The organism is Cryobacterium sp. M15 (assembly GCF_002929675.1).
Classification (GTDB): domain Bacteria; phylum Actinomycetota; class Actinomycetes; order Actinomycetales; family Microbacteriaceae; genus Cryobacterium; species Cryobacterium lyxosi.
The window spans coordinates 75,643-83,837 of the sequence record NZ_PJJW01000026.1 but is presented as its reverse complement, the minus strand read 5'-3'; the positions used below and the strand labels follow the sequence as shown (position 1 = coordinate 83,837).

The 8,195-nt window shown below is 62.5% G+C and carries 10 protein-coding genes; 7 read left to right on the top strand and 3 right to left on the bottom strand.

What is annotated here, in order from left to right; genetic code table 11:
- Positions 1–119: 119 nt before the first annotated feature.
- The 3 genes from CXY83_RS02060 to CXY83_RS02050 form a co-directional block, all read right to left on the bottom strand.
- Positions 120–1,250, bottom strand: a complete 1,131-nt coding sequence (locus CXY83_RS02060) for a site-specific integrase (protein ID WP_104195751.1) — start codon at positions 1,248–1,250, stop codon at positions 120–122.
- 151 nt (positions 1,251–1,401) lie between these two features.
- Positions 1,402–1,923, bottom strand: a complete 522-nt coding sequence (locus CXY83_RS02055) for a helix-turn-helix domain-containing protein (protein ID WP_146069822.1) — start codon at positions 1,921–1,923, stop codon at positions 1,402–1,404.
- 78 nt (positions 1,924–2,001) lie between these two features.
- The gene (locus CXY83_RS02050; RefSeq protein WP_104089831.1) at positions 2,002–2,601 is read right to left on the bottom strand and encodes a helix-turn-helix domain-containing protein; all 600 of its coding nucleotides are present in this window, start codon (positions 2,599–2,601) and stop codon (positions 2,002–2,004) included.
- A 104-nt stretch (positions 2,602–2,705) separates the two neighbouring features.
- On the opposite strand from CXY83_RS02050, the gene CXY83_RS02045 reads away from it, so the two are divergent.
- The 7 genes from CXY83_RS02045 to CXY83_RS02015 all read left to right on the top strand — a co-directional run bounded on the left by CXY83_RS02045 (position 2,706) and on the right by CXY83_RS02015 (position 8,181).
- Positions 2,706–2,915, top strand: a complete 210-nt coding sequence (locus tag CXY83_RS02045) for an AlpA family transcriptional regulator (protein ID WP_233200524.1) — start codon at positions 2,706–2,708, stop codon at positions 2,913–2,915.
- 163 nt (positions 2,916–3,078) lie between these two features.
- The gene (locus CXY83_RS02040) at positions 3,079–3,507 is read left to right on the top strand and encodes a hypothetical protein (RefSeq protein WP_104195749.1); all 429 of its coding nucleotides are present in this window, start codon (positions 3,079–3,081) and stop codon (positions 3,505–3,507) included.
- Positions 3,508–3,944: 437 nt separating this feature from the next.
- A complete protein-coding gene (locus tag CXY83_RS02035; protein WP_134551482.1) occupies positions 3,945–4,307 on the top strand; it encodes a single-stranded DNA-binding protein in 363 nt (120 codons plus the stop codon).
- A 60-nt stretch (positions 4,308–4,367) separates the two neighbouring features.
- Positions 4,368–4,751 (top strand): hypothetical protein, encoded by a 384-nt coding sequence (locus CXY83_RS02030; protein ID WP_104195747.1) that lies wholly within the window; start codon positions 4,368–4,370, stop codon positions 4,749–4,751.
- 331 nt (positions 4,752–5,082) lie between these two features.
- Positions 5,083–5,382: a hypothetical protein gene (locus CXY83_RS17570; protein WP_158251806.1), complete on the top strand. Its 300-nt coding sequence runs from the start codon at positions 5,083–5,085 to the stop codon at positions 5,380–5,382.
- A gap of 148 nt (positions 5,383–5,530) precedes the next feature.
- The gene (locus CXY83_RS02020; RefSeq protein WP_146069821.1) at positions 5,531–6,271 is read left to right on the top strand and encodes a hypothetical protein; all 741 of its coding nucleotides are present in this window, start codon (positions 5,531–5,533) and stop codon (positions 6,269–6,271) included.
- Positions 6,268–8,181, top strand: a complete 1,914-nt coding sequence (locus CXY83_RS02015; protein ID WP_104195744.1) for a hypothetical protein — start codon at positions 6,268–6,270, stop codon at positions 8,179–8,181. The genes CXY83_RS02020 and CXY83_RS02015 overlap by 4 nt, the downstream gene beginning before the upstream one ends.
- Positions 8,182–8,195: the final 14 nt, after the last annotated feature.

Here is an 8,195-nt window from a genome sequence, read left to right as displayed (position 1 = left end):
TAGTTCGGCTTAGTGCACCACCCTGCTAAGGTGGAGTACCCTTTACGGGGTACCGTGGGTTCAAATCCCACCGTCTCCGCAACCATGTGAACCCCTGAATCCCATATAAACATTGGGAGTCAGGGGTTTTCTTTTGCCCCAAAATTCTGTTTTGGCAACATTTTGGCAACATTTGAAAAAATAGCGGCCTGATTCAAACGGTCTGCAACGGCGTCCAGGTCGTCATCGAAGAGGTCCGCGTAGGTGTCGAGGGTCATCGCTGCGGAGGCATGACCGAGCATCCGTTGCACCGCTTTGACGTTTGCGCCGACGCTCACAGCGAGACTTGCGGCCGTGTGGCGGAGGTCGTGAATTGTCATCCGTGGTAGGCCTGCCGTCGTAAGTGCCGTCAGAAACCAGCTCCGCGTGCCTAGGCTTACCCGGGTGCGTTTGAGGTGGTTTCCGAATCGATCGGCGAAGACGAGTGCCGTTGCCGGCTTGTCTCGACATTCGTCCCTCAGTCCGGGGAGCAGGAACGCGGGGAAGGGCACCGAGCGCACTTTGTAGGACTTCGGAGTTCCGACCTCTATCTGCGAACCGACCTCAACAGCGTTGCGATTGACGTTGATTCTGCGCTTGAGAAAGTCGATGTCCTTGACCTGAAGCCCGATGGCTTCGCCCCAGCGGAGGCCGCAATACGCCATTATGAGAACGAGAGTTGCACGGTCGCCGGAGGCGGTCGCCAGCGCTGCGACCTGTCTGTGTGACAGGTAGGTGTGCTCCTTGGCAATCTTGCGAGGCAGGTTCACGCCGCGCGCCGGATTCGAGGTGATTCGCTTGTCCTTGACGGCAACGTCGAGGGTGGAAGCGAGGACGCCGTAGGCGCGGAGGACAGTCGTCGCGCCCTTTACCGCGGTAAGTTCAGTCACCCACGACTGAACGTCACTGTGACGAATTTCGCCCACAGTTCGGGTGCCCCAAGCTGGCTTCACGTAGAGGCGCCACGCGATTTCAACCGGGCGAAGGCTGGAGGGCTTGAGATGTGACTGGTGGTGGAGCCATTGAACACCCAATGTCGCAATGGTCAATCGACCAGCCGAGGCCTCGATGAAATCGCCGTTCGCCTTGGTGACTTCGACCGTTGAGAGAAAGAGCGCGGCATCCCGTTTCGTCGTAAAGCCGCGTTTCTGTGCTTGATCGTGGTCCGGCTTGCGATAGACGACTCGGTAGCGCTTACCGGCCTTCGTCAGATACGAGTAGATGCTGCCCATGACCTCACCTCGGGATCGTCAGTGATTGTGCTGGATCCACTCTCCTCCCGCCCACCGACATTGGGCTGGGCGAAGTCAGTAAGACCAGCCCTCTGTTTCTCAGCCAGCCGCGGCCAGATAACTAGTCAGTTGTTTGATACGCCGGCTGACTTTAGGGAGGCGCACTTCGGTGGTGTCGAATGCAGTAGTCGCAGCGATTTTTCTCAGCGAACTCTACGAATCGCTCGCCCTCGACTTTTACAGCCAAACGACTTCGCTCGCGGAGCTGCGTGTGGAGCTCCGGCGTCGCCAAGAGCTGGGCGCGTTCGGAGTGTTCGTCGTTGGTGGCCCAGTGGTAAGCGCCGTCGACCTCGCTCAAGATCCAGGCATCGAACTGGACCACGGTCATGTTATCGAAGCTCGAGCTGAGGTTGGCGATGTCGAACCGGGCCGAGGGTGTGGCGATGGGGGCGAGGAGGAAGATTGGCGAGACGCGTAGGGCCTTGGCGATGTTGAGCAGTTGGCTGACGGGAAGGTCGTCCTTGCCGCCAGCCTCGATATTCTGCACGATCGATTCGGTGACATTGTCGCCTGGGATGAGATCGGCGAGGGCTCTAGCCGAACGGATGGCGTGCTGCTTGCGAATCGCTTGAATGCGTTCGCCGATCCCAGCCTGCGCCAGAAAATTCATCACGCGCACAGAGTGCAACTCAAGGGCGACACCTCGACGGCTCACACGCGGACGACAGTTATTCGGCCCGGGCTCAGCGGTCTACTTGACCCATCCTTCGAGGTCCCAGCCCGCGTCGGTGAGATAGCTGCTGAGTTGTTCGATGCGCCGGTTTGCCTCGGCAAGTCGTTCCTGCGTGGTATCCCAGATCGCGGGGTCCGTGCTGACCTCACCCGGCGGCGTGAGTTCCGCTTCGATGGCCAAGTTGGTGGTGAGACGGCGGCGCTCGCGCAGGCTGGCAATGAGCTGGCGCGTGGCCTCGAGCTGCGAGCGTTCCGTGCGCTCGGTGAGGTCACGCCACCGGTAGGTGCCATTCGTTTCCCCGGAGATCCAGGCATCGAATTCAGCGACGGTCATTCCCTCGAAGGTATTGCTGAGGTTGACCAGGTCGAGCGCGTCATGCGGGCGCCCGATTGGTGCAAGGAGAAAAACCGGTGGAACGCGCAGCGCGTGGGAGATGTTCAGGAGTTGGCTGACCGAGAGGTCTTGTTTGCGGCCGGCTTCAAGGTTTTGCAGGATCGCCTCGGTGACATTGCCGCCGGGCATGAGGTCGGCGAGGTCCTTGGCGGAGCGGATGCCGTGCCGTTTCCGGATGGCTTGAATCCGCTCGCCAATTCCGGACTGCCTCACAAAACCTGTCATGCCGACACCGTACAGCTATTGGTCCTTGTCAAACAGCGAAAAGCGTTTTATTGTGATCGCAACACGAAGCAATGAGTGTCTCGTGTCACCGAAGGGACGTAATCATGACCGAAGAATTCATCCTCCCCGTCGTCGTCGCCGAACTCACCGGACTGACCGTCGGCGGGCTGGCCCATCTGCGCTACTTGGGTCGGGGACCGCGCTTCTACAAGCCGACGCCGAAGAAAGTCCTGTACAAGCGGGCCGAAGTGATCGCCTGGGTCGAGGCGAGCGCACAGACGCAGACGGGCAAACGCGCCCTCGTGACGCGGTGAGGCCGCGCCTCCTGTTGCAGGCGACCAGGTCGTCGGCTCGCGGCAGGCCAAAGATAAAGCCCCGGGTTGCACCCCGGGGCAAGGATCGAACACCCGCAAAGGATCTGATCTATGTCCAGAATACTGAAATTCTGCCATCTCGCAACGCCTCGCACCCGATCCGGTGGGTGAGAGCACTGTGGGCCTATATGCGGCTAAGGGCGCGGTTCTCGCAGCTGCACGCCTGGGCCTGGGGCACGCGGCAACCCGGCTGCTCGTGCACATGGCCTTGGAAACCTGGGACGACACCGACAACCCCAGTAATCAACCGCCGCGACGGTACTTCGCATCCCGAGAATCCTCGGCGATCGCCCTGGGCTATCTGGCTCCGGACAACGGATCAGAGTCGGCGTATCACTCGGTCAAGCGGGCGATCGCGGAACTCGTCGCCAGCGGCGCTATCGAGCGAGTCAGTGCTGGCCACCGTGGCCACAATGCCGAGTTCAATCTGCTCGTCGACAGCACGAGACCGGGCGGTCACCGACGGTACGAGACCAACGTCATTCCGATGCTTCGACGCGGAGGTTTGGGGGCCGGTGAGCGGCCTCCGTAGGGGGCCGTTTAGCGTACCGATAGGGGGCCAGATCTGGCCCTATAGGGGGCCGCTGATCGGCCCCCCTAACAGTACTAACAGGACAAACAAAATATTAACAGTACGCGCGCGCGAAAAACACCTATGGATAACTTGCCAGCAACGTCGGGCAAAGGCCCCTTGAACGCGGCCGCAATCGGCGCGCATCCCCACCGCGTGAAACACAATTTGTGACCTGTCCGGCCGATCACCGTAGCTCGCTACGCGCCTCCCGTTCCCAGATTCTCAGACGCGGTCGCTGGCTCCCTTATCTCGTCTGAAATTTGGGGCACTCCCGGCGCTCCCGCTCGCTATCGATTCTTCTCGCCGGACGGCACAAAAAACAGTTGGTCGAAGAACCCAAAGCCAACGACTCCCCACCGCAATTCAACGCACCACCCCTCGAAGGAGAAGCACTCATGTCCACACGCACCATCATCGGCAACCTGGCGCTGGACCCCGAAGTCGTCACAGCCGGCAGCATTCAGATCACCAAGCTGCGAGTCATCGAGAACACCGGCGAGTACCGCGGCGGCAAATGGCTCGCCCACGACGCCGCAACTACGCATTTCGTGGAAGCTAAGTTCGAGCTCGGCCAAAACGTCGCCGCCACCTTGCATAAGGGCGACCCCGTCATCGTCGTCGGCCGCGAACACACTGACAGCTGGGGCGACGAGCAGACACGCCAATACGGCCGCGTCATCGACGCCGACAACGTCGGACCCGACCTCAACCGCGCCGTCGCCACCGTTCGCCGCAACTCCAAGCCTGACACCGAATAGCTATCCCGGGTGGGCCGCACGCGCGGCCCACCCTGAATACCTCATGAAAAGAGCACCACCATGAACGACCACGACAGCGAATTGATCAGCCGGGCGAACGAGCTGGCCGACATCGCACGCAGCCTGGCGCACGCGGCTCGGGCGATCGAACGGCCCTACGACTCGTACCTGCTGCTCGGGTGTCTGACCGCCACCCAACGCTCCCTCGGCCAGGTGTACGACCAGCTCGCCAACTGGCACAGCACCGTCGTCGACGGCGTCGAGTACAACGGCGAAGACGGCTGCGGCGCCAGCTGCGCGCCCGGAGTCGCTCGGGCTGAACTCGGCCTTCGCGATGCCGCCCAATTCGCCGGCATCGTCGAAGATGCCCTCATGCAAGCCTACAACGCCAACAGCGTCGTCCGCTGGTTCGACAGCGTGGAACGATTCCGGCGCTTGTCGTAACGAGCTGATTCCGGCGACGGAACGGCCCGTGATCGCACATCGAGTTGTCCATGTCTCGACGGCTGAAACGACATAGAGCCGACAAGATTTGGCCGCTCGCGTCGACGCTTCCGCGGGTGCAGCGTCACGGGATGCCATCGATATCCGGGCCCCCATTTCGGCTTCGCCCGGCGGAGCAGGTCCAGTGCGGGCGACTGCTAGATGAGCAGCAGGGGGGCCAAAGATCGGTCGCAGGCACCACGTCGTCCGTCACGAATTTGACGCACGGAGAGCGCCACAAGCCTGCGCGGGTATTCGTTTACCTGTTCACCGGCGGCGAATAGGTAAACGAATGGGTGCGGGGTCTCTTTCCCTGTCCCACCGCCGCCCCCTCGCTGCGCTCGCTTCCCAACCTCCCACACCCATCGTTCCTCAGTGTGTAGGAGGTTGGGAAGTAAAGGGGTGGTGGTGGGACAGGGAAAGAGAAGAAAAAAGTAGAAGAAAAAAACAGAAGTACAAAAACAAAAAAAATAAAAAACTGAGAAGAAAAAAGAGGGAGAACAAGAAGAGAAGACAGAGAAGAAGTGAAAAAAGTGACAGGAAAAGCCAGGGAAAGCCGGCAGAAAATGTGGGAGTCGACGGCAGAAAGTAGGAAGCAATCGGGTAAGAAAAGCGACGAGCAGAAGCGGTGAGGTCGATGAGTTGAAGTCGACGATGTGCGGTGTGGCATGCGGGGCTGTGTCGGTGGCTGGGTGCAGAATCGTGGTGGAAAGCTGAAACGTTGTCAGTTCGGAGGCTGAGTGATGGTGCAGGTGACGGAGCGCGACGAGGCACTTTTGGCGTGGTTGGACGTTGTTCGGCTCGCCGATATGGACGCCGTGCGGTGGGCGTTGGGCGCCCTGTCGGGTGCTGGTGAGCCGGTGTCATTGCGCCGTGCGCAGCAGTGGGCTGCGCGGATGATCGGGACTGGATTGGTGGACCGGGGCCGGGTGGCGTATCGGGATGGGTCGATAGTGTGGGCCACCTATCTGGCGATTGGGAAGCCGGCGCCAAATCTGTTTCGGCAGACGACCCGGCACGAGGTAGCGGTCGCGACGGTATCGGCCCGCTATCTGGCGCAGGGGTTCACGTGGCGGCGGGATCGCAAACCGAACAGCGTGCGCGAGCATCAGGCCGATGGGGTGGCCGAGCGTGACGGGGTTGTCGAACTGGTGGAGGTGGAGCTGACGCCGAAGACGTGGCAGCGGTATCAGTCGATTTGTCAGAACCACGCGTATCGCTTGGCGCATGAGGGGATTGATCGGGTGGTGTATTTCTGCACGGCAGACGCTGATCGGGCGGTGACACGGGAGGCTGACAAGTACCTGGTCCGCACCGACCGATCCCGGTTCGTTTCCCAACACTCCCTCGACGCGCGCGGGTACTGGACCGGCGCCGAGCTGGGCGCCGGGGCCTACGCGACTGCACACGGACGAGCCGCCCTTGTGGTGGAGCTCGAGAGCACCAGCGAGTGGGCCGAGTCGACGCAGGTCCACGCATGAGCGAGACGGCCGCTCCGGTAGAGACGGACGCTACCAGCGACACGATCGTGCGGCTGCTCGGCGCCGTGTTCGCGGTCGTTATGGTTTTGCTTGCGTTGCCTCTGGTCGTACCGGTCGTGGTGAGTCGGATTGCCGGCGACGTGATTGCGACGAAGACCCGGTTTTGGGTGGTGTGGCGGTGGCAGTGGACAGTCAATACCGTTGGCATCCTCCTCGTAGCCGCGCTCCTCACTTGGGAGGCAATCCTGCTGGCGGACTGGATCCGTTCCGGGGCCGCGGCCGAGTTCTTTGACGACGCTGAGTGGTGGGCGCAGCTCTGGCCGATGTTTGGTCCGTGGGTGGTGGCGAATTTCTTTGCCGGGGTGCTGCTACTGCCGGCGGCGTGGTCGTTGCGGCGGCGGAAGATCGCCGAGCAGGTGCGGTCCCGGCGAGTATCGAACGTGGTGCGGCAGGAGAAGATTGAGACCGCACGTAAGCGCGCTGCCGATAGCAGCGTGGCCCGCCGCATCGGCGTGCGCCTCGAGGCCGAGACGGGCCGCATCGTCGGCACCACTCGCCAAGCGGTCACCGTGCCGCTGGCTGTGGCAGATCAGCGGCAGGCGTTCGGGGTGACGAGTCGGGTGACGGTTCGGACCCTCGCTGACCGCTTCTATGACATGCGCCGCGTGCGCGACTGGGTCGATGCCACCGGCAAATATCTGGTGCTGCCGCCGACGGCATCGTCGGTGCGGGCACTGATCATCGCGGAGTCCGGCAGCGGCAAAACCGTCCTGATCAACGGACTCGTGCTGTGTGCATTGGAATACGGGTGGCCCGTGTTCGTCATAGACGCAAAAGGCGACCCGGCTGACGCCGAGAACCTGGTCGCCGTGGCGCAGACCTACGGCCGCACCGCGACAACCGGCGGTACGTGGAACCTCTTCAACGGCACCGGCGACCAGGTCACGGCGAAGCTGATGCGACTGATGCCCGTCCCTGACGGTGCCAACCAGCATTATCTCGATGAGATCCGTGGGGTGCTGCAAATGGTGCAAGGCAGGTCTCCGCTGCGCAGCATCGATGACCTGCGCGAGCGCCTGACGTATCCAGCCCGGTTCGTGGACGACACAGACGACCTACCGCTGATCAACAAGCGTGTGGAGCGAGACGGGTCGACCGCGGGAGCACGAGCGTTGCAGAGCCTGCTTGTGGCGCTTCGGCCGATGCAACGCTGGATCGGCCAGGACGGCTGGTCTTACAACGCGCCGAAAGCTGACGTGACGGTCATTCCGCTGTCGCCGGTCGACGATGCTCAGGCGCGGCTGGGTGATCTGCTCCTGCTGGACTTGCGGAACTTTCTCGCCACCCGGTTGGAGCGGCGCGACAAGTCCCCGGTGGTCGTCATCGTTGACGAGTTCCCCCAGCTGGTGACCGGTGCGCAGGACCCGGGTGATACCGCGGGGAGCCTGTTTGAGACGGCGCGCAGCGCCGGCGTCGGCCTGGTCCTCGCGACGCAGAGCCCGGCCGGCCTGTCTAACGATGAGGTCCGCCGGCGCCGTGCACTCACGAGTGGCGCGGCGCTGATCTTTGGCCGGTCCAAAGACCCGGAAGATGTGGTGAAGTATGCCGGGACGGTGATGCGGATGGAATCCGCCGGCCGCGCCACCGGCGAGGAGCTCGGCAGCGCCCGCGCCCAACACACCTACGTCATACCGCCGCAGGACGTACGGGAAGCGGCGGACGGCGCGTTCTGGATCGTGCAGGGCGGCGCGATCGCTCCGTTCCGAGCACTGCCCAACCGGCAACTGCAGACACCAGTATCCGTTCCAGTCACGCCGGTGCCGGCGCCGGCTGATGTCGAGGGTGGTCGTGACGCGGAAGTCGTGCGGCTCGACGTCCTCAAGACGGATGAATCCGGGAGCGCCGCCTGACCGATACGGGCAGC

What these genes read in the sequence shown, in the direction of transcription:
- CXY83_RS02060 (WP_104195751.1), bottom strand. Translation starts at nt 1,250, where the DNA reads ATGGGCAGCATCTACTCGTATCTGACGAAGGCCGGTAAGCGCTACCGA.
- CXY83_RS02050 (WP_104089831.1), bottom strand. Translation starts at nt 2,601, where the DNA reads ATGACAGGTTTTGTGAGGCAGTCCGGAATTGGCGAGCGGATTCAAGCC.
- CXY83_RS02045 (WP_233200524.1), top strand. Translation starts at nt 2,706, where the DNA reads ATGACCGAAGAATTCATCCTCCCCGTCGTCGTCGCCGAACTCACCGGA.
- CXY83_RS02035 (WP_134551482.1), top strand. Translation starts at nt 3,945, where the DNA reads ATGTCCACACGCACCATCATCGGCAACCTGGCGCTGGACCCCGAAGTC.
- CXY83_RS02030 (WP_104195747.1), top strand. Translation starts at nt 4,368, where the DNA reads ATGAACGACCACGACAGCGAATTGATCAGCCGGGCGAACGAGCTGGCC.
- CXY83_RS17570 (WP_158251806.1), top strand. Translation starts at nt 5,083, where the DNA reads ATGGGTGCGGGGTCTCTTTCCCTGTCCCACCGCCGCCCCCTCGCTGCG.
- CXY83_RS02015 (WP_104195744.1), top strand. Translation starts at nt 6,268, where the DNA reads ATGAGCGAGACGGCCGCTCCGGTAGAGACGGACGCTACCAGCGACACG.